The 24,069-nt window shown below is 47.7% G+C and carries 22 protein-coding genes and 1 other RNA gene; 9 read left to right on the forward strand and 14 right to left on the reverse strand.

The annotated features are described in order from the left end of the window. Positions 1 to 22: 22 nt before the first annotated feature. Positions 23 to 310 (forward strand): late competence development ComFB family protein, encoded by a 288-nt coding sequence (locus N7386_RS13845; RefSeq protein ID WP_011623229.1) that lies wholly within the window; start codon positions 23 to 25, stop codon positions 308 to 310. A gap of 140 nt (positions 311 to 450) precedes the next feature. Here N7386_RS13845 and ffs read toward each other — a convergent pair. The 8 genes from ffs to pspA all read right to left on the reverse strand — a co-directional run bounded on the left by ffs (position 451) and on the right by pspA (position 6,929). After that, positions 451 to 548, reverse strand: an RNA gene (gene ffs, locus N7386_RS13850) — signal recognition particle sRNA small type. A 223-nt stretch (positions 549 to 771) separates the two neighbouring features. Next, entirely contained in the window at positions 772 to 1,137 is a 366-nt protein-coding gene (locus N7386_RS13855) for a ComEA family DNA-binding protein (protein WP_086902572.1), read from the reverse strand. A 205-nt stretch (positions 1,138 to 1,342) separates the two neighbouring features. Then, the gene (megL, locus tag N7386_RS13860; RefSeq protein ID WP_279769111.1) at positions 1,343 to 2,536 is read right to left on the reverse strand and encodes a methionine gamma-lyase; all 1,194 of its coding nucleotides are present in this window, start codon (positions 2,534 to 2,536) and stop codon (positions 1,343 to 1,345) included. Between the two features lie 325 nt (positions 2,537 to 2,861). After that, entirely contained in the window at positions 2,862 to 4,064 is a 1,203-nt protein-coding gene (locus N7386_RS13865) for a TIGR01620 family protein (RefSeq protein WP_279769113.1), read from the reverse strand. Beyond that, positions 4,061 to 5,521: a YcjX family protein gene (locus N7386_RS13870; RefSeq protein ID WP_279769115.1), complete on the reverse strand. Its 1,461-nt coding sequence runs from the start codon at positions 5,519 to 5,521 to the stop codon at positions 4,061 to 4,063. The genes N7386_RS13865 and N7386_RS13870 overlap by 4 nt, the downstream gene beginning before the upstream one ends. A gap of 94 nt (positions 5,522 to 5,615) precedes the next feature. Continuing rightward, entirely contained in the window at positions 5,616 to 6,002 is a 387-nt protein-coding gene (gene pspC / locus N7386_RS13875; RefSeq protein ID WP_011623234.1) for an envelope stress response membrane protein PspC, read from the reverse strand. Beyond that, complete coding sequence (gene pspB, locus N7386_RS13880; RefSeq protein ID WP_023267533.1) at positions 5,989 to 6,228, reverse strand: envelope stress response membrane protein PspB; 240 nt, start codon at positions 6,226 to 6,228, stop codon at positions 5,989 to 5,991. Before pspB ends, pspC begins: the two co-directional genes overlap by 14 nt. A gap of 17 nt (positions 6,229 to 6,245) precedes the next feature. After that, the gene (pspA, locus tag N7386_RS13885; RefSeq protein WP_011717539.1) at positions 6,246 to 6,929 is read right to left on the reverse strand and encodes a phage shock protein PspA; all 684 of its coding nucleotides are present in this window, start codon (positions 6,927 to 6,929) and stop codon (positions 6,246 to 6,248) included. Between the two features lie 177 nt (positions 6,930 to 7,106). On the opposite strand from pspA, the gene pspF reads away from it, so the two are divergent. The 8 genes from pspF (at position 7,107) to N7386_RS13925 (ending at position 15,214) form a co-directional block, all read left to right on the forward strand. Continuing rightward, a complete protein-coding gene (pspF, locus tag N7386_RS13890) occupies positions 7,107 to 8,195 on the forward strand; it encodes a phage shock protein operon transcriptional activator (protein WP_279769120.1) in 1,089 nt (362 codons plus the stop codon). A gap of 69 nt (positions 8,196 to 8,264) precedes the next feature. Further along, positions 8,265 to 9,890 (forward strand): ABC transporter substrate-binding protein SapA, encoded by a 1,626-nt coding sequence (gene sapA, locus N7386_RS13895; protein ID WP_089067501.1) that lies wholly within the window; start codon positions 8,265 to 8,267, stop codon positions 9,888 to 9,890. Next, complete coding sequence (locus N7386_RS13900; RefSeq protein WP_011623239.1) at positions 9,890 to 10,921, forward strand: ABC transporter permease; 1,032 nt, start codon at positions 9,890 to 9,892, stop codon at positions 10,919 to 10,921. The genes sapA and N7386_RS13900 overlap by 1 nt, the downstream gene beginning before the upstream one ends. After that, complete coding sequence (locus tag N7386_RS13905) at positions 10,908 to 11,798, forward strand: ABC transporter permease subunit (RefSeq protein WP_011623240.1); 891 nt, start codon at positions 10,908 to 10,910, stop codon at positions 11,796 to 11,798. The genes N7386_RS13900 and N7386_RS13905 overlap by 14 nt, the downstream gene beginning before the upstream one ends. Before the next feature lie 3 nt (positions 11,799 to 11,801). Then, positions 11,802 to 12,809: an oligopeptide/dipeptide ABC transporter ATP-binding protein gene (locus N7386_RS13910; protein WP_011623241.1), complete on the forward strand. Its 1,008-nt coding sequence runs from the start codon at positions 11,802 to 11,804 to the stop codon at positions 12,807 to 12,809. Continuing rightward, positions 12,790 to 13,575, forward strand: coding sequence for an ATP-binding cassette domain-containing protein (locus N7386_RS13915; protein ID WP_011623242.1), 786 nt, complete (start codon positions 12,790 to 12,792; stop codon positions 13,573 to 13,575). Before N7386_RS13910 ends, N7386_RS13915 begins: the two co-directional genes overlap by 20 nt. A gap of 105 nt (positions 13,576 to 13,680) precedes the next feature. Next, complete coding sequence (gene fabV / locus N7386_RS13920; RefSeq protein ID WP_011717544.1) at positions 13,681 to 14,883, forward strand: enoyl-ACP reductase FabV; 1,203 nt, start codon at positions 13,681 to 13,683, stop codon at positions 14,881 to 14,883. Positions 14,884 to 15,001: 118 nt separating this feature from the next. Next, on the forward strand, positions 15,002 to 15,214 hold the full coding sequence (locus N7386_RS13925) for a molybdopterin-binding protein (protein ID WP_037417205.1): 213 nt from the start codon (positions 15,002 to 15,004) through the stop codon (positions 15,212 to 15,214). Between the two features lie 149 nt (positions 15,215 to 15,363). Here the strand turns inward: N7386_RS13925 and ppiD are convergent, their stop codons facing one another. The 6 genes from ppiD to tig form a co-directional block, all read right to left on the reverse strand. After that, complete coding sequence (gene ppiD / locus N7386_RS13930) at positions 15,364 to 17,229, reverse strand: peptidylprolyl isomerase (protein ID WP_279769124.1); 1,866 nt, start codon at positions 17,227 to 17,229, stop codon at positions 15,364 to 15,366. A 226-nt stretch (positions 17,230 to 17,455) separates the two neighbouring features. Next, the gene (hupB, locus tag N7386_RS13935; RefSeq protein WP_011717547.1) at positions 17,456 to 17,728 is read right to left on the reverse strand and encodes a nucleoid-associated protein HU-beta; all 273 of its coding nucleotides are present in this window, start codon (positions 17,726 to 17,728) and stop codon (positions 17,456 to 17,458) included. Positions 17,729 to 17,987: 259 nt separating this feature from the next. Beyond that, positions 17,988 to 20,345, reverse strand: coding sequence for an endopeptidase La (gene lon / locus N7386_RS13940; RefSeq protein WP_279769126.1), 2,358 nt, complete (start codon positions 20,343 to 20,345; stop codon positions 17,988 to 17,990). Positions 20,346 to 20,477: 132 nt separating this feature from the next. Continuing rightward, a complete protein-coding gene (gene clpX, locus N7386_RS13945; protein WP_011717549.1) occupies positions 20,478 to 21,758 on the reverse strand; it encodes an ATP-dependent protease ATP-binding subunit ClpX in 1,281 nt (426 codons plus the stop codon). 99 nt (positions 21,759 to 21,857) lie between these two features. After that, a complete protein-coding gene (clpP, locus tag N7386_RS13950) occupies positions 21,858 to 22,466 on the reverse strand; it encodes an ATP-dependent Clp endopeptidase proteolytic subunit ClpP (RefSeq protein WP_011717550.1) in 609 nt (202 codons plus the stop codon). 89 nt (positions 22,467 to 22,555) lie between these two features. Then, positions 22,556 to 23,860 carry a trigger factor gene (tig, locus tag N7386_RS13955; protein ID WP_086902561.1) on the reverse strand — a complete coding sequence of 435 codons (1,305 nt, stop codon included), beginning with the start codon at positions 23,858 to 23,860 and terminating at the stop codon, positions 22,556 to 22,558. Between the last annotated feature and the right edge of the window lie 209 nt (positions 23,861 to 24,069).

Raw genomic sequence — 24,069 nt, forward strand, 5'->3', positions numbered from 1 at the left:
AAAATCATCATGGAGCACAGCGATGCAACTCGAAATCCGTAACTATTACGAAGTTCTCTTAATGGAAATGTTATCCGATGAAGGCCTGATGGATGAATTACCGGAGGATTATTTAGCCGATCTTTGCTGTGTGACACTCAATCAACTGCCCGTGCGCTATATTCGTCACCTAGTTGACACCTATTTCTTCGAAGATTACAACGAGTTGCAAGAGCTTAAACGAGAAATCCAAGCCGCATTAGAGAAATCACGCGCTTTTCTTAAACAGAATCTACAAAAAAGAATGCAGCAGGAAGAAGCCGACAGCTAAGTCATACGAAATTGGCATAGCTACATCGATTTGCAACAAGCTTTTACGAGTAAATTCAGTAGTGTTGCTAAATGCTAAGTTGGCTAGTTGCTGAGTTAAAGATAAAGAATATTGGAATAGGATGGGGAGATTTGGAGGTTCCCCTAGAGCCGACACCCCGGCACACGAGTCGCTTGCTGCGGTTGCTCCCTTCCGGGCCTGGCCGAGTTCACAAGTTATCATTGCGGGGGGACCCTAGGGTCACCATAACTTCGAGTGTATCACCAAAGGGATGAGCACTGAACGACGCGGATTATCCCCTATGGCTCCTATTGGATCAAGTGCTAATCCGTCCGTTTGGTAAATATCCAGTTTAACTGGACAATCTATAGGCAAACTAGCCCTATAAAATGATAAAAGCCTGCTAATGCAGGCTTTTCATATAAAGACTTAACCAGCAACAAACTAAGCGCCCCTTCCCCCTAGAGCTCTATCATGTGACGATTTTGCTCAATCAGCTTAGCGCCAATGCCAGAGACATTGGCCAACTCATCAATGGCCTTAAATTTACCATTTTGCGTTCGATAGTCTATGATGGCCTGCGCCTTAGCTGCACCAATCCCCTTAAGCAGTTGTAACTGCTCAGATGAAGCGGTATTGATGTTCACTTGTGCTGAATTAGGTAAATGTTGCTTGGCATCCGCTGCCATATTTTTAGCATCGGCTTTAGTTTGGGTTTGTACTTTGCTGGCTTCTTTAACAGGATCGGCTGCCACCGCAGGTAAAGCTAACAGGGCTGATAATGCAATGGCACTCACCATCGCAGGTAAACGATGTGTTACTTTCATAATGCTTCCTCTTTGCTTGAAATTCGGCCTTTCGTCCTACTTCCGTGGCCTCAATCAAACATAGACGAAGCTTTTATGAATTTCCAAACTCTTTAAGTAGAAATATTATCTATGACTAAAATAGCCCATTTGCTTAATGGATTATCCTTGCAAAGAAAGCAAAAGGACGCCGTTAAGGCATCCTTTCGCGAGTACCGCAAAACCATTAAGCCAGCATCGCCAAGGCTTGGTTTAAATCCTCGATGATATCGTCACAGTCCTCTAAACCAATTGAGATCCGCAGTAAATTATCGCTTATTCCCGCAGCTTGGCGCGCCTCTGGCGTGTAGGGCGAATGGGTCATGGAAGCCGGATGCTGGATAAGGGATTCCGCATCACCCAGACTCACGGCGATTGAAAACAGCTTAAGGTTACCCACAAAAGCCATTGCTTGCTCAAGATCTGCTGCTAATTCAAAGGCTATTACACCGCCAGCCCGTGCCATCTGTCCACCGATAAATCGATGCCCTGAATGGGATTTAAGCCCGGGATAATAGACCCGAGTCACTGCGGGATGTTGCTCCAAAAACTCGGCGACACGCTGGGCACTGTCACAATGGCGCTGCAAACGCACATCTAAGGTTTTCAGCCCTCGCAAAATCAGCCAAGCATCGTGGGGAGACATCACGGCGCCGATATCTTTTAGGATTTCATATTTCACTCTGTGCAGCTGCTCTTCACTGCCACACACGACGCCAGCAATTACATCGCCGTGCCCATTCAAATACTTAGTCGCACTGTGTACCACTAAATCGATGCCAAATGCTAAGGGTTGCTGCAGTAGCGGCGTCATAAAAGTATTATCGACAATGCTGACAAGTTGATGCCGTTTCGCAATATCAGCGATTCCTTTTAGATCAAATACCTGTAGATGAGGATTAACCGGAGTTTCGCAAAAAATCACTCGAGTATTTGGTTTGATTGCCCGCTCAATTGCCGCTAATTCGGTAAAATCGACTAAGGAGACATCGATGCCAAAACGGGCAAATTGGCTGGTCATAAGTGCAAAGGTGCAACCATATACCGCATTGGAAGCCACTAAATGATCGCCCATCTGCAAGTTGGCCAGCAACGCCGCCGACACAGCCCCCATACCAGAAGCCGTTGCAGCCGCCGCTTCAGCGCCTTCTAAAATCGCCATTTTACGTTCCAACTCGGCAACGGTTGGGTTACCTAGGCGAGTATAAATGTAACCGGATTCGTTGCCGGCAAATCGCTCGCCACCTTGCTGCGCCGACTCAAAGACAAAGGTCGCAGTTTGATAAAGTGGCGTTACCAAAGTACCAAAGGCTTCTCGCTCATGTCCGGCATGAATAGCTTGGGTCGCGGCTTTCCACTGCTTGCTTGATTCATCTTGCATTGCTCACTCCTTGTTGTCGCAGTGCCTCATTCGCTTGTTGTTTCATTGTTTGTTTGAATGAGGCCATACTCAGCGTCTTGATAAGTCCTATTGATAAGTTAATGAAACATTAGCCCTATCGAATAAGCACTAACATACCCCTCCGAGCGAGTGAAACCAGTACCACGGTGAAAATAGCATCAGGGGTGCTGTAACTAAGTTGTTACATTCAAGGATTTTTGGCAGGCAAACAGCAATAAAAAATGCGCCAATGACAGGGTCATTAGCGCATTTAAATCAAGCGGTAAGTCTGAAGTGCACTCGCGATGTTGTGCATTCGGCTAGGTTATTTCTCTTTGGGTGTGGAGCCTGTTTTAAGCTCAGCAGCCTCTAATTGGCTCTTAAGCGCATCACGTCCGTCTTTAGTCAATAACTTGCCGGCAAACTGTTTAAGCTCAACCAACAACTCTTGATGAACTTTGGACAATTTGGGACGCTGTTCCTCCCTAAACTGAATAGGTCGACATAGCGCCATGGCTTGATAGCCTAAGCGTGCCGTAAGCAGTCCGCCACCTAAGCCTTGGGCAAGCCGTGCGGATAACTTTCCCGTCATCTCAACCGACAGCAGTTGGGTCCCCAAATCGGTCACTAACTCGCTGGTACCGGCATAGATGATGTTAATGATGATGCTGCGAATGAGTTTAATCCGACTCCAATAGCCTAACTCTATCCCATAACAGGCAGCGACATCCCGCAGCATGCGTTGGTTACGCCAAAGAATAATGGCCATATCCAATGCCGCCAGTGGACTCGCGGTAAGCAACACGGCTGACTCGGCCGCGTATCGACGGACGATTTTTTTCGCCAGTTCATCCCGCTCCGTCAGCACTAAGTCCTCAAATAGCAACACTTTTTCGGCATCGTTGTGTTCATCTTTGAGCGACTTCCGTAGCCGCTGTAACCCCTGACTATCGGGGTAATGGCGTACTATGTTATTGATAAAGCCATCGGCTTCCCCCATTTGCATACTGAGGGCAAGCCTTGCGCCCGACTCTTGCGTATCGGCAACCTGCTTGAGGCGTTTTAATTTACGGTATTCGCCCAAGGCTCCTACCATAGCCCAGCTGCCGACTAAACCGAGTACGGAGCCATAAAAGCTAAATAACCAAGGGCTTGCTAACCAAGCATCCCGCAAACCTAATCCCGTTTGCACTAAAACCAGTAGTAATAATCCAAAGACGGAAAAGCGCGCCAGCCAAGACCAACGGCGAGATTGATGCAGTGTTGGCCGAATGGATGACACATCCAATGCTTGCGGATGGGCCGCCAAGGCATCATCGACAACCTCATCCACCACTTTTAATGGTGTCTGTGGTGCAAAGGTTTGGGCAATCTTAAGCTCATCGGATACTGACTGAAGTTTGACCTTGTCAGAATCAAATACTTGTTGTTTTTTGAGCGGTTGGCTTCCAAGTGTATTTTCAGACATTGGCTTATCGAGCCCGTTTGTCTCTGACTCACTTGAAGCTGATAACGAATCTAAACTCATTCCAGTTTATCCCCCACGAGGTACTGCAGAAGGTGATCGAGACGGATATGGTCAAAATGCACCGCAGATGGATCCACATTACTGTTATTAGGCGGAGCAAATCCCATAAAATGAAACCCCTGATCGCGCCAAAAGTTGGGCTCGGGTAAGCGAGTGGGCACTTCGCCGGGAAAAAGCGTCAGGGCTTGGCCGTTCAATCCAATCCCCTGCACGACTTCCACATCCCCTTCTTGGGTGGTCACCATGCCATGACGCGTCGCCTTAATGGCACTAATGGCCATAGTCTCGACTTTACAACCATCGAAACTGGCAAAGTGTTGGCTGTGTTTGAGCATATCAGTGAGCAGGGATAACACATGACTTTGTTGGTCCCGCGTCACATGGTCAACCTTACTGGCGGCAAATAATAATCTGTCTATCCGCGGCGCAAACAATCGGCGTAAGTAACTGGACTGGCCGTATTGGAAACTCTCCATAATGGCATTTAACGCGGCGCCCATATCCTCAAACTGAGTTTTGCCACGGTTTAAGGCGCTAAAGCAATCTACCAACACTAACTGGCGATCAAACCCCGCAAAATGCTGTTTATAGAAAGGTTTTACCACCTTGGCCACGTACTCTTGGTAGCGTTTTTCTAGGACATGAAAGGCGCTGTGTTTATCGCTTTCTTTAAGCTCGCTCCACTGATTTTCTGTCACCGATAACAGCGGAAAAAACGCCAGCAGCGGCGCGCCTTCCCACTCCCCTGGTAATAACATCCGTCCGGGTTGCGCCTGATAATAGCCCTGCACATGCACTAAATCGTGCAATAACTGCTGATACTCATCCGCAATGCGTTTGAGTTGCTGCTCATCGGCGGCCTCGGTTAAATTAAGCGCACTTAACGAGGCTTGAAACTTTACATATAGCGGCGAGCTTTTTAACACCGCGACACGCTGTTGCTGCGCGCTGCACCACTCAATAAAGCTTTGGCGCAACATAGGCAAATCTAATAGCCACTCGCCAGGATAATCGACAATATCTAAATACAGCGTAGCGGTATCGGCAAACTTGGCTAGCAGCCCCTTCTGCGGCTGATATTTGATGGCTAAGCGCAGCTCCGAAATCGTGCGGGTTGATGCAGGCCAAGTTGGAGGCGTCGAAGTAAGCGCTAACATTGCGCCCTGATAATCGAAGCTGGCAATTTCAAGATCCGGCTGCATCGCCCGCTTCACCCCGAGCAAACGTTGCTCACGGCTCACTTGCCACAATGGCAAGGCATTCCCATGGCGGGAATGGGAGACCTGAGAAGCCGCGCCACTATTGAGTAGTTGATTGACTAATCCGGTAATAAATGCGGTTTTGCCCGCCCCCGATAACCCTGTTACCGCGAGTCGTAAATGCCTGTCAGCCGTTCTATGGAGCAGGGATTGGCTCTTCTGAGTTAATTTATGGAGCGAAACGTCAAGCATTCCCATAAGGATGTCCCTAAATGTTGAATGAGGTTAACTATACACTGGATTTGACGGGAGATTAAGCAACAAGGGCGGACATGGCCGCCCTTTAGAGGGATTACAAGCTATTGATTTGTCTTTTTAAATCAAAGTTATCAGATGTTACATGGCGTTCAAGGTTTTGCAGTCTCACCTCTAGGCTTCTAAATTGCCTGCTCACATCGCTCAGCGCTTGTTTAGCAGGCTCTCCCGATTGCCAAGGTTTCTTCTTCACCTCGATGTCATCCCTAACTGTGCTATTTTGGGGTTTGATGTCGAGAATCACCCATAACGCAACATAGATGATAAACACGACGCCCGAACCGCCTAATAGGAAGATAGAAACCGCAAGTACCCGCACTAACCATGTTTCAATTGCAAAGTATTCGGCTATCCCCGCACACACACCTGCGACTTTACCTGACTGGGGAATGCGATACAAAGTACGGCCACTAGTTCCTCTCATGTTTGCCCCTCCATTCAGGCGACTCTGAATCGAGAATCGCCTCTAAGGTTTCAATACGTGCAGCCATTTTATCAGCTTTGGCGATCAGCTCATTGAGCTGTGAAAACTCTTCCTCAGTGAGTCCCTGGCTCACTTGTCGCTTGCTGCGATAATGAAGAACTAACCATATTGGCGCCACCACTACCATAAAGATGATAATTGGTGCCATTAGTATGTCCATATCCATAACTCACCTCTGAATTGTTATTCTTTTGACTTAGTCGCAGCTTTGCCTTTTACTTTGGCCTTTAATGCTTCCAGCTCGGCATTCACTGAATCTTCAGCTTCCAGTGCGGCAAACTCATCGGCTAATGTCTTTTTATTTCCCAGATCGTAGGATTCAACCTGCGCTTCTAACCCTTCTACACGACGCTCATATTGCTCAAATTTCAGCATAGCGTTGTCGATTTTGCTTGAGTCTAACTGCTTCTTCACTTCTAAACGTGATGAGGCGGTTTGTTTACGCAAAATAATGGTCTTTTGGCGCGCCTTAGCATCCAGCAACTTTTCTTGCAGCAGGCTAACTTCATCCTTTAAGCGCACAATGTGCTCATCGATCACTGCCAACTCTTGGTTTAAGGTATCCACTAAACCCGCGGCTTTTTGTTTTTCAACTAAAGCGGCCTTGGCTAAATCTTCGCGATCCTTCGACAGTGCCAGCTCTGCTTTGTCTTGCCAATCTTGAACTTGTTCTTCAACACGGCTGATACGGCGGATTAATTCTTTCTTTTCAGCTAACACTTTTGCTGATGTTGAACGAACTTCTACCAGTGTATCTTCCATCTCTTGGATAATCAGACGAACCATTTTTTCAGGGTCTTCTGCTTTATCGAGTAATGCGCTGATATTGGAGTTAATGATATCGGCGAAACGAGAGAAAATTCCCATAATGCTATCCTCAAATTGATGTTGGTCTCGCCTAGGGTAATACACTAAGTGTGCCAACTTTTATTTTATGTTTAAATTCATAAAGATAAACATATTTTTAACTTTTTCTTTATTTTATGGCTCAAGCCACTTATTATCATTTTCACCAAAATTTAGCGCGAAAGACTAAAAAATATCGTGGATAATAAATTTCAGCAAGACAACCTCATCGGCCAATCGAACGCCCTACTCGAAGTGTTAGAGCATGTGTCACAGATTGCGCCACTCTCTAAACCTGTGCTCATCATTGGTGAACGGGGTACGGGGAAAGAGCTGATTGCTGAACGCTTACATTATCTGTCTAAACGCTGGGATCAAAGTTTTATTAAACTAAATTGTTCATCTTTGAGTGAAAATTTGCTCGAAAGTGAATTATTCGGCCATGAGTCAGGTGCCTTTACTGGCGCCAAAGGTAAACACGAAGGCCGTTTTGAGCGCGCCGACGGCGGCACCCTATTCCTCGATGAGCTAGCCAACACCTCGGGATTAATCCAAGAAAAACTGCTGCGGGTCATCGAATATGGTGAGTTTGAACGGGTCGGCGGCAGTAAAACTATTCAAGCGGATGTGCGCCTGATTTGCGCCGCGAACGAAGATTTACCCTCACTGGCCGACGCCGGCGAATTTAGGGCCGACTTGCTCGACCGTCTGGCGTTCGATGTGATCACTTTGCCGCCGCTGCGTTGTCGCCCCGAAGATATCATGACCTTAGCCGAATACTTTGCCGTGGGCATGGCGCGGCAACTTAAGCTGGAACTCTTCAGTGGCTTCAGTGCCAGCGCGGTCGAACAGCTGATGAGTCATGACTGGCCGGGGAATATCCGTGAACTTAAAAACGTGGTCGAGCGCAGTGTGTATCGCAGCAGCGGCGAAAACCGCCCTATTGAACAGATTATTCTCGACCCTTTTGCATCCCCCTATCGCCCAACCACGCGAGTGCGTACCCGCGAGCGTCAAATCACGGCACCTGAAGCGCCGCAGAGCGCGCCAGTGGTCACATCGGCCAAAACCGATACCGACACGGCCGTCATTGCAGAGTCCATCAGCAACCCATTTAGTTTTCCCTTGGACTTTAAAGAGCAAACCGAGCGTTATGAGATGGAACTCATCCAACAAGCCTTATCGGCCAGTCAGTACAATCAAAAGAAGACGGCTGAAATCCTTGGTTTAAGCTATCACCAGCTGCGCGGCATTCTGAAAAAGTACAATTTGCTCGATAAAGCATAAGCAGATTGCCCACGGGCAAGATGCACTGCTAAAATAGCCGTTCATAGTCGATAAAATAATGATTTATAAATGAGTGTGCTAATAAGACGCCTGTGCCTATCAACTGCAGTTTTCTGCATGAGTGGGTTGTTGGTTGCATGTGGCCCCCAACGACTCCCTTCTGGTTTGGTCTATTGTTCCGAAGGGAATCCCGAGTCTTTTAATCCGCAGTTGGTGACATCAGGCACCACTATCGACGCGACCTCACATCAAATTTATAGCCGCTTAGTGGACTATGACGCGCTCTCAGGCCAGCTCGTACCCGCGCTGGCCACCAGTTGGGCCGAGAGTGACGATGGCTTAAGTTACCGTTTTACCCTCAGGGAAAATGTTAAGTTTCAACATTCATCCCGTTTTACCCCTAGTCGCGATTTTAACGCCGACGATGTGCTGTTTTCCTTCAATCGGATTATCGACAAACATCACCCTTACCATGGCGTATCACGTACCGGTTACCCCTTTTTCCAAAGTATTGGCTTTTCAGAACAAGTTAAAAGTGTCGAAAAAATCAATGACCACGAGGTTATCTTTCGGCTAGCGCGCAAAGATGCGTCGTTTTTATCGAATCTCGCCACCGACTTTGCCGTTATCCTCTCGAGCGAATATGCCGATCAGCAACTGGCACTGGGGCATCCTGAAAATCTCGATCATTTTGCCATCGGCACAGGGCCTTTTACCTTAGTGCATTACGCCAAAAACGAATATATTCGCTATCGACGCAATCCCGACTTTTGGGGCGAGCCCGCCAAAGTCGATATGCTGGTGTACGATATCACCCCAAAAAGCACTGTCAGACTGGCCAAACTTATCGCCGGTGATTGCAGCGTATCGGCCCTGCCCAAAGCGGGTGAGTTGCCCGTTATCAAACAACATGAACAGCTGAGCATTGAGTCTCAACCCGGTCTTAACGTAGCTTTTTGGGCCTTTAACACGCAAAAGCCTCCTTTAGATGATGTACGCGTGCGCCGCGCCCTCGCCTATGCCGTAGATAAGCAAAATATCTTACGGGCCGTGTATCAAAACACCGCAATAGAAGCCATAGGTGTGTTACCGCCAGCGTCTTGGGCCTACGACAGCAATAAAAAACTGTTAGATTACAATCCACAAAAAGCGCGCGATTTGTTGAAAGAAGCGGGAATAAAACATCTCAGCATCGATATTTGGGCCATGCCCGTTGCCCGCGCTTACAACCCTAATGCGTTGAAAACCGCCGAGTTAATTCAATCTGACTTGGCCAATATCGGTGTAAAGGTCAATATCATCAGTTACGACTGGAGCGTCTTTAGCCAAAGATTGAGCCGGGATGAATATGACTCAGTCCTCATCGGCTGGAACGCCGATAACAGTGACCCCGATAACTTCTTTACGCCGTTGCTGAGTTGCTCGGCGATGCAATCTAACAACAACCGCTCTCGCTGGTGCAATAAAGAGTTTGATGCCATTCTAGACAGAGCGAGGGAAGTCTCGACTCAGGCCGAGCGCAAGGAAATTTACCAAGAGGCCGAGGCCTTCTTAGCCGAGCAAGTGCCAATGTTGAGTCTGGCCCACGCCAAGCGAGTCGCACTCACTCGCAGCAATATCCATGATATGCAGTTAACCCCTTTTGGCGGCATCTCATTTGCCCGAACCAGCCAAGCTGAGCAGGAGACACACTGATGTTCAGATACCTGTTACGGCGCCTCAATCTGTTTCTTGCCACTTCGCTAGTGATGGTCGGCGTGTTGTTTTATGCAACTGGGTTGTTTCCGGTTGAACGCACCTTCGCCCTAACAGGGATCCATGCGCCATCAGAGAGCCAACTGGTGCAAATTGAGCAAGACTATAAGTTAGATAGCAACAAAGCCATGCAGTTTATTGCTTATTTACAGCAAAGGCTGAGCGGCAATTTGGGCGTTTCCGTCACCTCGCACCAGAGCGTGGCCGAAGAATTAAGCTCTGTACTACCCGCCTCCTTCGAACTCGCCGTCATGGCGGCCGTGATAGCCATTGGTTTAGGTGTGCCGCTTGGCGTGTTGGCCTCCCAGAGTCAGCATAAACTCACCCAAAATACCATTATGGCGATTACCCTGACGGGCTATTCTGTTCCTGTATTCTGGTTAGGTTTGTATTTGTCACTCTGGTTTGGTGTCGACTTAGGCTGGCTGCCCATTTCAGGGCAACTCAATCTTTTATATGAGATAAAACCCGTTACAGGATTTATGTTGGTCGACATTTTGCTGTCTGATTCTGAATATCGCATATCTGCCTTTAAAGATGCCTTATTGCATATCGTACTGCCCGCCACCACACTCGCAGTGCTACCTTTTACCGTGGTCGTACGCAGCACTCGCTCGGCAATGATGAATGTGATGAACCAAACCTTTATCCGCGCCGCCGAAGCCAGAGGCATGCACACCAATACCATTATTTTGCGCCACGCCTTACCCAATGCGCTGATCCCAGTATTAAAGCATTTGGGGTTAATGCTCGGAGCATTTGCGAGCTATGCGATTGTTGTTGAAATGATTTTCTCTTGGCCGGGTGTGGGTTCTTGGTTGGTGTCGGGTATTTATCAGCGGGATTATACGGTTATCCAAGGCGGGATTTTAGCCGTGGCCTTGTTGATCATCTTTTTAAGTATTTTGATTGAAGTGCTGCATACCGTCTTCAATCCCTTGAGCAGAAAAGATCTTTATGCCTCCAATTAAAATTTATCAGGAAGATCAAATTGCCTCGCCCATGATGCGGGTCTGGCAGAACTTTTCGGCAAACCCCTTTGCCTTAGCGGGTCTGTGGACCATTGCTTTTCTGCTGCTGCTCACCCTGTTCGGACCTATGATTGCCCCCTTCTCCCCCGAGGCGCAGGATCCACGGGCATTACTGTTACCGCCCTCTTGGGACCCTTCCGGCACTGTGGCGCACTTTTTGGGCACAGACGATCTGGGTCGTGATATCTTTAGCCGTTTGCTGCATGGAGCACATTTAACCTTCGGCATGGCGCTGATGATTGTCGGCACCGCATTGTTTATGGGGTTCATCATAGGCTCGCTCTCCGGCATGATGCGCGGCTTAAAGTCCAGTATTTTGGGGCACTTGCTCGATGCATTGCTGTCTATCCCTTCACTATTAATGGCGATTTTAGTGGTTGCCGTGATGGGGCCAGGGCTTGAAAACGTCTTCTGGGCTGTGGGCATTGCCTTAACGCCACAGTTCGTTCGCTCCATTCATCAATCGGTACATGAAGAGCTACAAAAAGAATATGTGACTGCCGCCCGTTTAGACGGTGCTAATTCGCTGCAGATTTTTTGGTATGTGATCATGCCAAACGTCTGGGAAGTAGTGATTATTCAAACCACGTTAGCCATTTCTGCCGCGATTTTAGATATTGCCGCCCTTGGCTTTTTAAGCCTTGGCGCCCAAGCTCCTAGTCCTGAATGGGGTGCAATGGTCGCCCAAGGTATGGATAATTTGTTGACCGCACCTTGGACTGTAACCATTCCAGGGCTGGCGATTCTTTTTAGTGTGCTCGCCATTAACTTGGTGGGCGATGGCTTGAGATCGGCGCTTGCGCCCATCAGAAACTAACCTATGCCATTACTCGACGTTAGAAACCTGACCATTGAGCTCGACACGCCCCACGGCAGAGTCCGCGCCCTTGAGAAAGTGAGTTTGACCCTGAACGCGGGGGAAATCCACGGTCTCGTAGGAGAATCAGGCTCGGGCCGTAGTCTGCTCGCCAGAGCCATTCTTGGGATCCCAGGCCCCAATTGGACCATTACCGCCGACCGCATGATGTGGGATGGTAATAATCTGATGGCCATGACCTCGAAGGAGCGCCGTAATCTGATGGGTTCAGATATGGCGATGATCTTCCAAGACCCGTCTGGCAGCCTTGACCCTTCGCAAACCGTGGGTAGTCAACTGATGCAGGCTATGCCTAAGAATCCTAAGGCTTACTTTTGGCAAAAGCACAAACATGCCAAACAGACAGCGCAAAAATGGCTGCATAAGGTCGGGATTAAGAATCCACAAAAAGTCATGTCCAGCTATGCTTGGGAGCTTTCGGAAGGCGAATGCCAAAAAGTGATGATCGCGATGGCAATTGCCAACCAACCGCGATTATTGATCGCCGACGAACCGACAAACTCGATGGAGCTGAGCACTCAGGCACAGATTTTCCGCCTACTCTCACAGCTTAACCAGCTACAAAACGTGTCGATTTTAATCATCAGCCACGAGCTTGAAACGCTAGCACAATGGTGCGATCACCTATCCGTGCTCTATTGCGGTCAAGTGATGGAATCAGGCCCAACGGAAGAACTGATCAATCAGCCCTATCATCCTTACACTAAGGCACTCTTGGATAATATGCCGGATTACTCGGGGATAGAGGCGCACAAGGCCATTATGCCGACCCTACCAGGCTCGGCCCCCGCCCTGCAGCATCTGCCCATTGGTTGTCGCCTAGGGCCAAGATGCCCTGAGGCACAAAAGAAATGCGTTAATCAGCCAAGTTTGAGTCATTTACGCGACCGCTACTTTGCCTGCCATTTCCCTTACCACGGTGAAACGACAAATGACGACCCCACTGCTTAAAGTTAACGATCTCTTTAAGAGGTACGATACCGGCTATAAAGGCTTTACTCGCCAATATAACGATGCCTTAGCACCGGTTTCATTTGAATTAAACCGCGGCGAAACCTTAGCTATCGTGGGTGAAGCGGGTTCAGGTAAGAGTACTTTAGCGCGTATTTTGGTAGGCGCAGAACCCCGCAGTGGCGGTGAAATTTACTTTGAGGGCGAGGCCCTCGACAGCCGCAATATTAAGCAGCGCTGTCGCCTTATTCGGATGATTTTCCAAGATCCCAATACCTCACTCAACCCAAGGCTCACCATTGGCCAATTACTGGATGAACCGCTGCGCTTTAACACTGAGCTATCCGCCAAGGAGCGTAATGGCCAAGTGATTGATACCTTAAGGAAGGTCGGTTTATTACCCGAGCATGCGGATTTTTATCCCCATATGATTTCCGAGGGTCAAAAACAACGGGTTGCGGTGGCTCGGGCACTGATGCTCAATCCAAAAATCATCATCGCCGACGAGGCCTTAACTGCCTTGGATCTCTCGGTACGCTCACAGATCCTTAATCTGCTGCTTAAACTGCAGAAGGACTTAGGCTTGTCCTATATCTTCGTGTCCCATAACCTGAATATTATTCGCCATGTCAGCGATAAAATTATGGTGTTGCACAAAGGCGTGATGGTTGAGAAAGCCCCAACAGAACAGATATTTAATTCGCCTCAGCACGAATATACCCAAAGGCTGATTCAGGAGCAGAGCCTGTTTGTTCATAAGCGTTAAACTGCTCCAACCACTTAAATATTCAGGCGAATTGGCTAAAAATAGATGCCATTTAGCCGCCGAAGTATTTATCCTATTGGTCATTTTGATAGAAGAAGCTTAAACATGATTATCAAACCCAAAATTCGTGGATTCATTTGTACCACAACTCATCCCGTTGGTTGTGAAGCTAACGTTCAAGAACAAATTGCTTTAACCAAAGCCAAAGGCAAAATCGCCAACGGTCCAAAGAAGGTACTTGTTGTTGGTTCATCAAGTGGCTATGGCTTGTCTTCACGCATTGCCGCCGCCTTCGGTAGCGATGCTGCAACTATTGGCGTGTTCTTCGAAAAGCCGGGTACTGAAGCCAAACCTGGTACCGCGGGCTGGTACAACTCTGCCGCTTTCGACAAGTTTGCCAAAGCTGAAGGTTTGTACTCTAAGAGCATCAACTGCGATGCCTTCAGCCATGAAGCTAAGCAAAAAGTTATCGAGCTTATCAAGCAAGATTTAGGTCAAGTCGACATGGTGGTCTATTCATTAGCATCACCCGTACGCAAACTGCCAGACTCAGGTGAGCTAGTGCGTTCTGCGCTCAAGCCAATCGGTGAAGTGTATACAGCGACCGCCGTTGATACCAACAAAGACTGCATTATCGAAGCCACCGTTGAGCCTGCGACTGAGCAAGAAATTGCCGATACTGTCACTGTGATGGGCGGTCAAGATTGGGAACTGTGGATTAACGCACTTGCCGAGGCTGGTGTATTAAGCGATAACTGCAAAACCGTAGCCTACAGCTATATCGGTACTGAGTTAACCTGGCCAATCTACTGGCACGGCGCATTAGGTCAAGCCAAGATGGACTTAGACCGCGCGGCTAAAGCCCTAAATGATAAACTCGCGGCCAAAGGCGGTAGCGCTAACGTTGCCGTGCTAAAGAGCGTTGTGACTCAAGCCAGCTCTGCCATCCCTGTGATGCCACTGTATATTGCGATGGTATTTAAGAAGATGCGCCAAGAAGGCCTGCACGAAGGCTGTATGGAGCAAATCTATCGCATGTTCAGCGAGCGTCTGTTCCGTGCCGATGGTGCAAAACCAGAAACCGACAGCGACAACCGTCTGCGTTTAGACGATTGGGAACTGCGCGAAGATATCCAGCAGCATTGCCGTGATCTGTGGCCACAAGTGACCACTGAAAATCTGTCAGAGCTGACCGATTATCAAGAATATAAAGCCGAGTTTATCAAACTGTTCGGCTTTGGCATCGAAGGTATCGACTACGATGCAGATGTGAATCCATACGTTGAGTTCGATGTGATCGAGCTGTAATCGAATAGATTGAATAATCACGATAAAACGCCACCCTCGGGTGGCGTTTTTATTTGCCGCAAATGCCGTACGATAGGCTAAACTAGCATGACCATTCGACACAAACTAAGGACAAAGAATGAAAATCAGTGCACGTAATACCCTGAGTGGCACTATTACCGCTATCGAAATTGGCTCTGTAAACAACGAAGTCACTATCGAACTGGCACCGGGCGTAGTGTTAACCTCTGTCGTCACTAAAGCATCCTGTGAGCGTTTAAACTTGAAGGTGGGTGATTCGGCTTACGCACTCATTAAAGCCAGCAGCGTGATGATTGGCGTGGATGATTAAGCGGCTGAAATAGCACACTTATCATTTGATAACGCGGTATCAAGACAAACAAAAAGGCCAAGTAAACACTTGGCCTTTTCTATTTGCATCGCGAAAGCAGTTATTGCTTCGCAAAAATAAGGGATAAGCTCAGTTATCCCTTATTGCCATTAACCTTCTACAGGATAATGAACTTTCGCATTCGCTTTCAGTGACTCAATCAGACCACGGTAATCCGCTTCGCTGTATTGTGCATTTAAGCGTTGTTTCAGCGCATTGACTAACTCATCGCTAACTGACTCTGCCGCATTCACTTTATCCAGTGCAATCACAGCGTAGCCATTGGCCAAACCAACAGTGTCAACTACTGGTGCAGCACTCGGCGTTGGCATTTGAAAGGCTTTGCCGACAATGGCTGCGTCAACGTCTTGTGCGCCACGGCCCAGTTTAGTCTTAGCAGTTAAAGTCACATCAGTCGCACCCGCTTTAACTTGGGTCATCAGCTCTTGCGCTTTAGCACGTGCCGCTTCGTTCGCTTGATCTTGCTTCAAACGCTCAGCGATATCGGCCTTCACTTCGGCTAATGGCATAGTGCCCGCATCGTGATGTTCCTTCATACGGATAACCACAACATGATTTGGCTCAAGTTCAATGACTTCACTGTTTAAGCCTTGGCGTAAAACCGTGTCAGAGAATGCCGCTTTAACTACGTCAGGCTTGTTCAATGCCGCTGGCACATCATCACGTGAGAACATTGGCGTAGTCTTAATCTCAACGCCCACCACTTTCGCGGTTTCGGCTAAGGTATCAGGCACTTCGTAGCTGGTATCAGCCAGTTTACTTTGCAAGCTATAGAATTGATCGACCGCTTTTTTCTCTTGCAACTGAGCCACAATCTTCGTTTTGACATCGGCAAATGGCACAGTTGTACCAGGCTGAACGTCTAACAATTTGATGATGTGGAAACCAAAATCCGTTTTCACGACTGCTGAATGCTGACCTTTTTGCAGTGCAAACAGTGCGGTATCAAAGCTTGGGTCCATTACTCCGGGTTCAAACCAGTCTAATTTACCGCCCTGCTCCGCACTTAAGGTATCTTCAGAATTGGCTTTGGCTAACTCGGCAAAATCAGCACCGTTATCTAACTGCTTAGCTAAATCTTCAGCCTTGGCTTTCGCCGCCGCTTCATCGCTGCCTGGGCCAATCAGAATGTGCGCCGCTAAACGTTTCTCGTTAGACACATATTGCGTCTTGTGTTCATCGTAGTAAGCCTGAGCTTCTTCATCGGTCACTTTGCTGTCTTTAGCAAAATCAGCCGCGTTTAACTCAACATACTCTAAGCTCACCTTCTCAGGGCTCATAAACTGGCCTTGGTTGGTGTCGTAGTAGTTTTTAACTTGCTCGTCTGTCACAGAGGCATTAGCAAGGAATGGCGCAGAATCCACGACTAAGTAGCGAATGTCGCGAGTTTGACCTTGCAGCTCAGCTAATTGCTTAGCTTCACCTGGTAATACGAATTCAGTGCCCACTAACGCTGCAGTTAACTGACGACGAGTCATATCGACACGCATCATGCTTCTGAAGGTTTGTGGCTGATAGCCTAACTGACGCAAAATCGCCTGATAACGGTCGTTATCGAATTTGCCATCGGTTTGGAAAGCGGGTTCTGATTTAATCGCCGTGATAATTTGTTCGTCAGACACACGTAGCCCCATAGCGGCGGCAGCTTGGTCAATCAATTTATCGGCCACTAAACGTTCGAGTACGCTCTGCTTGATGCTTTCTAGGTATCTTTCGTCGGCAGATAACGCAGCAAACATTTCGCCCAGTTGTTGCTCCATACGAGCGCGTTCGCTCTGATAGGCCTGCTCTAACTCGGCTTTAGTGATTTTGTCACCGTTGACTTCTGCGGCAGGGACGTCCGATTGTGAGCCTAAATAGCTACTCACGCCTGCAAATGCAAAAGATAAAATCACAAGTACGAGAATGCCTTTAGCAATCACGCCTTGCGAACCGTCGCGGATCTTTTCTAACATCAGATTTCTCGCTCGTTGCGATTAACAAAATAAAAAGGCGCATCAATTTGAGATGCGCCTTTCTGTAATTTATGGGGATTATTCAGACGCTACCACTGGTAAGTGCTAAAACCCCGAGTAATGGTAGAAATTGTGCTTCAAAATCCATTACTTTCAATTCGTAAAAAGCACTGTTTAAACAGTGCTTATCATTACGAACGCCTTACAAAGGCTACGATATCAAAAATTAATTGACAGCGTCTTTCAGAGCTTTACCAGCTTTGAATGCTGGAATTTTTGCTGCTGCGATTTTGATTTCTTGACCCGTTTGTGGGTTGCGACCAGTACGCTCAGCACGTTCACGCACTTCAAAAGTACCAAAACCAACAAGAGAAATTTTATCGCCTTCTTTCAGACCTTCGGTCACAGCAGCGATAAAAGAATCCAGTGCACGGCCAGCAGCGGCTTTAGAAATGTCAGCACCAGAAGCGATTTTCTCGATTAGTTCAGATTTGTTCATGTCATCCCCTTGAATGTAATTTTTTTGCGCCGCAACCAAATCCGTCTCTAGAGCGGTCTGCGGAGGCTTTTATAACAAGCTTGAATTCAAAGTTCAAGCTGAGTTCGAAAACCAAAGAAATAAAACTGGATACAGCTCAAAGCCAGTTGCGCCAAGGGCTTGGAGCAACCGACTCTCCACAGACCTAGGCTACCACAGGTCTGCGCTTTGTTAAGCCCCTTTTTTCATTTTTTTTAGCGTGATAGCGCATTTTCTTGCGTTATGCCAAGTTTTTAACCACTTCGAAGCCTTCAACCGGTCTTTCCAGCGCCAGTTTTAACACTTCGTCGACCCAACGCACGGGACGAATTTCCAAATCGGCAATCACATTGGCAGGAATTTCTTCCAGATCACGCTCGTTTTCTTTTGGAATAAGTACCAATTTAATGCCACCACGGTGTGCCGCAAGCAGTTTTTCTTTTAAACCACCAATAGGTAACACTTCTCCGCGTAAGGTAATTTCACCCGTCATAGCCACATCGGCGCGCACAGGGTTACCCGTTAAGCTAGACACTAATGCAGTACACATTGCCGCGCCCGCAGATGGACCATCTTTTGGCGTCGCCCCTTCTGGCACGTGAACATGGATATCACGCTTCTCATAAAAGTCGCCGTTGATACCTAATTGTTCCGCACGGGCACGTACGACCGTCATTGCCGCTTGAATCGACTCTTGCATCACATCGCCAAGTGAGCCTGTATAGGTCAACTTGCCTTTGCCTGGCACTGAGGTCGCTTCAATGGTGAGCAGATCGCCACCCACTTCGGTCCACGCCAAACCTGTGACTTGACCGATTTGGTTGTTCGACTCCGCCTTACCATAGTCAAAACGTTGCACACCGAGGAAAGACTTGAGATTGTCCGCGGTCACAGTGACTGACTTGATGGATTTATCCAGCAGGATCATTTTCACGACCTTGCGGCAGATCTTCGACAATTCACGCTCTAGTGCACGCACACCAGCTTCACGGGTGTAGTAGCGGATGATGCCGACTATTGCACTGTCTTCGATATGAATTTCGTTCGCTTTAAGACCGTTACGCTCGATTTGCTTAGTCAATAAATGCTGCTTAGCAATATTGAGCTTCTCATCTTCGGTGTAACCCGACAGGCGAATGACTTCCATACGGTCCAGAAGCGGGCCTGGAATATTCATCGAGTTCGAAGTCGCCACGAACATCACATCGGATAAGTCGTAGTCGACTTCAAGGTAATGGTCGTTAAAGGTCGCGTTTTGTTCAGGATCAAGCACCTCTAACAGTGCTGACGCTGGGTCGCCACGCATATCCGAGCTCATTTTGTCGATTTCATCGAGCAGGAATAAGGGGTTTTTCACGCCCACTTTCGCCATCTTCTGAATAACTTTACCCGGCATTGAGCCAATGTAAGTACGGCGATGACCACGGATTTCCGCTTCATCACGCACGCCGCCTAAGGCAACACGCACATACTTACGACCGGTTGCTTTCGCAATCGATTGACCTAATGAGGTTTTACCTACCCCTGGTGGGCCTACCAAGCACAGGATAGGCCCTTTAAGTTGACGCACACGGCTCTGCACTGCCAAGTATTCCAGAATACGGTCTTTGACCTTTTCCAGACCATAGTGGTCGGTATCCAGTACTTCTTGAGCTTTGGCTAAATCGCGTTTGATTTTAGAACGTTGGCTCCAAGGCACTGAGGTCATCCAATCCACGTAGCTGCGAACCACTGTCGCTTCGGCAGACATAGGTGACATCATGCGTAATTTATTGAGCTCAGCGACGGCCTTCTCTTTGGCATCACTTGGCATGTTGGCTTCTTCAATCTTACGATTTAAGACTTCAAACTCGTCGTGGCCTTCGTCTAAGTCACCCAATTCTTTTTGGATGGCTTTCATCTGCTCGTTCAGATAATACTCACGCTGGCTCTTTTCCATCTGTTTTTTAACGCGGGTACGGATACGTTTCTCGACCTGTAGCAGGTCAATTTCCGACTCCATCATCGCCATTAAATATTCCAGACGCTCACCGACGTTAGTCATCTCCAGCACGGACTGTTTGTCCTCAAGCTTGAGTGGCATGTGGGCCGCCATAGTATCGGCAAGGCGCGCCGCTTCATCGATGCCCGAGAGCGAGGTTAAGACTTCAGGCGGGATCTTCTTGTTGAGCTTGATATAGCCTTCAAACTGGCCAATCGCGCTGCGAACCAAGACTTCCTCTTCTTTATCTTCTAAAGGCTCAGACTCAAGATATTCCGCCTTAGCCACAAAGAAATCCGCTTCTTGGGTATAACGGGTAATACGGGCGCGGCGACCACCTTCGACCAGTACTTTTACCGTACCGTCAGGCAGTTTAAGCAGTTGCAGAATAGACGCCACTGTACCGACTTCAAAGATATCCTCTTTGGTCGGCTCGTCTAACTCAGCGTCACGCTGAGCGACTAAAATAATTTGCTTATCTTGGGCCATTGCCGTTTCGAGACAACGAATCGATTTTTCTCGGCCAACGAACAACGGAATTACCATATGGGGATAGACCACCACATCTCTCAGTGGTAGCACGGGGAGTTCGATATGCGCTTCACGCTCTAAGGTCATAGTTCGATTCCGTTTAGATGAAAGGGATTAGTTAAGGAGTATATTGGGGCGCTTTAGTGGGTTTCAATGGGCAAAATAAAAAAAGGAGCCCGATGGACTCCTTGATTTTCAGATTATTAGCAATCAGTACAATTATTGCTCGCCAGAGGCAGCTTGCGCTTCGTTGCGCTCGTAAATCAGGATTGGTGCAGATTCACCATTCACCACAGATTCATCGACAACCGCCTTCACCACGCCCTCAATCGAAGGAATATCGTACATAGTATCGAGTAAGATACCTTCAACGATTGAACGTAGACCACGGGCACCGGTTTTGCGTGACATGGCTTTATGTGCAATCGCTTTGAGCGCATCTTCGCGGAACTCTAGCTCAACCCCTTCCATCTCAAACAGCGCGTTGTATTGTTTTGTCAGCGCGTTTTTAGGCTCAGAAAGAATTTGCACTAGTGCCTCTTCGTCCAGCTCCGTCAGCGTCGCAACAACGGGTAGACGGCCGATAAACTCAGGGATCAAGCCATATTTGACTAAGTCCTCGGGTTCGACTTGAGATAAGGTTTGCGAAATTGTTGCCTTATCTTTCTCACCCTTGACCTGCGCACCGAAACCGATACCTGAACCGACATGAGCACGCTGTTCAATCACTTTTTCAAGGCCAGCAAAAGCACCACCACAGATAAACAGGATCTTAGAGGTATCTACCTGTAAGAACTCTTGCTGTGGATGCTTACGGCCACCTTGAGGCGGAACCGCGGCAACCGTACCTTCGATAAGTTTCAACAGCGCTTGCTGCACGCCTTCACCCGATACGTCACGGGTAATTGATGGGTTATCCGATTTACGGCTGATCTTGTCGATTTCGTCGATATAGACGATACCGCGCTGTGCTTTTTCAACATCGTAATCGCACTTTTGCAGCAGCTTTTGAATGATGTTTTCAACGTCTTCACCCACATAACCCGCTTCGGTTAAGGTGGTGGCGTCAGCCATAGTAAATGGGACATTCAATGAGCGCGCCAGCGTTTCAGCCAGCAGTGTCTTACCACTGCCCGTTGGACCAATCAGCAGAATGTTACTCTTGCCTAATTCCACGCCATCTTTAGGAGAAGAATTTCTCAGGCGCTTATAGTGATTGTATACAGCAACAGACAGCACTTTCTTGGCTCTGTCCTGACCAATCACATAATCGTCTAAATGCGCACGCAACTCATGTGGCGTTGGCAATTTATCATTATCACGCTTAGGGGAGATTTCTTTAATCTCTTCACGAATGATGTCGTTGCATAATTCAACACATTCGTCGCATACGTATACTGATGGGCCTGCAATCAGTTTTCTGACTTCATGCTGGCTCTTACCGCAAAAAGAGCAGTACAGCAATTTACCGCTGTCACCATTATTTTTGTTGTCGCCCATTAATTACCTCATTTGCAGTCTGCTCTACTGCTTGTCTTAAACTTGCTAACCCTTTACTGGGCTTTGCTTAATAGAGCATAGCCCAGTCAAAAGTAAAAATCAGCCGCGTTTAGTCATCACTGCGTCAACTAAACCATATTCAACAGCTTGAGTCGCACTCATGAAGTTGTCGCGATCGGTATCACGTTCAATCACTTCGAGTGGCTGGCCAGTGTGCTCTGACAACATCAAGTTCAGTTTATGCTTGATGCCTAAGATCTCTTGGGCATGAATAGCGATATCAGAAGCCTGACCTTGGAATCCCCCCAGTGGTTGGTGGATCATCACGCGAGAGTTAGGTAAGCAGAAACGCTTGCCCTTTTCACCACCGGCTAATAAAAACGCGCCCATGCTGGCCGCTTGACCAATACACACAGTGCTGACGTTCGGCTTAATAAACTGCATGGTATCGTAAATCGCCATACCCGCAGTGACTGAGCCACCGGGTGAGTTGATATATAAGAAGATATCTTTATCTGGGCTTTCTGACTCGAGGAATAGCAACTGCGCCACAATCAGATTCGCCATATGCTCTTCAACTTGACCCACTAAAAAGATAATCCGCTCTTTTAACAGACGAGAATAAATATCGAATGAGCGTTCACCCTTAGCCGTCTGTTCGATCACCATAGGCACTAAAGCACTTTGTATGTCTGACGCATTATGCATTATTCGTTTCCCTAAATAAAAATGGCTCGCATGAGGAGCCTCATACGAGCCATTATAAATGGCGAACTGCCAATCAAGTCAAGCTTAGCTTATGCGCGACCTGTAGCCTTGTTCATAAATTCTTCAAAAGCGACTTCTTTTTCGGTCACTTTGGCAGATTTCAGCAGTGCTTCAACAGCTTGCTCTTCAAGCGCAACGTTGCGCATGTTTTGCATCAGCTCTTTGTTGCTGTTGTAGTACGCAACAACTTCACTTGGATCTTCGTAAGCAGAAGCCATAGAAGCGATTAACGCTTGTACACGCTCATCTTCCGCTTTCAGCTCGTTAGTCTTGATAACTTCGCCTAATAACAGACCGATTTTCACGCGACGAGCCGCTTGCTCTGTGAATAATTCAGCTGGCAGTTCTGGCATGTTAGCCGTTTGACCGCCGAAACGTTGCATCGCTTGTTGACGCAGTACGTTAACTTCGCCATCGATCAGTGCTTTTGGCAGTTCGATGTCGTTGTTGGCTAATAAACCAGTGATCACTTGCTCTTTCACGTTTGCTTTTAACGCTTGCTCAAGTTCACGGTTCATGTTTTTACGGATTTCAGTTTTCAGAGCTTCTAAGCCGCCTTCGCTGATTCCGAATAATGCTGCAAACTCATCGTTTACTTCTGGTAAGTTAGCAGCTAACACTTCAGTTAAAGTGATAGCAAACTTAGCTGCTTTACCTTTTAAGTTTTCAGCGTGATATTCTTCTGGGAAAGTCACGTCGATAACGAATTCTTCACCCGCTTTGTGACCTAAGATACCCGCTTCGAAACCTGGGATCATACGGCCGCTGCCTAATTGCAGTTCGAAATCATCAGCTTTACCGCCTTCGAATTCAACACCGTCAACTGAACCAACAAAGTTCATTTTCACTTTGTCGCCGTCAGCCGCTTCACGCTCAACAGCGGCGAAAGTCGCGTGTTGCTTACGTAAGGTTTCGATCATGCTGTCTACGTCAGCATCGGTTACAGACGCTTTTGGTTGTTCTACTTCGATTGCATCTAAACCTTTCAGCTCAACTTCTGGGTAGATTTCGAAAGTCGCTACGAATTCGAATTTTTCACCGTCAGTCGCACCAGGTACGAAAGTGGGTGCGCCAGCTGGGTTTAATTTCTCAGCGATGATCGCTTCGATAAAGTTACGTTGCATCACTTCACCAGTGATGTCTTGACGAATAGCGGCGCCATAACGTTTGTTGATTACAGTAACAGGCACTTTGCCAGGACGGAAACCTGGGATACGAGCACGCTTAGCTTCACGTTGTAAACTGTCTTTAACCAGTTTTTCAATTTGTTCAGCAGGAACAGAAATGGTCAGGCGACGCTCTAGGCCTTGGGTTGCTTCAACAGAAACTTGCATTGTTTTACCTCGAAATTTGTCTAACGTCCTTTGTAATAGTCGAGTCATCAACTATTCAGGTATTCGTTTCTTGATCATTAAATTTGACTACAATGCCCACCACTATTGGCTTTCGGCACAGGTCGCTGTTAGTTGATATCTATCAAGACGCGACATTATAGCCACCGTTTTGTGCAGAGTCGAGCCTCTACGGCCGAATCTAGGGTATA

This window comes from Shewanella sp. GD04112, from assembly GCF_029835735.1.
Taxonomy (GTDB): domain Bacteria; phylum Pseudomonadota; class Gammaproteobacteria; order Enterobacterales; family Shewanellaceae; genus Shewanella.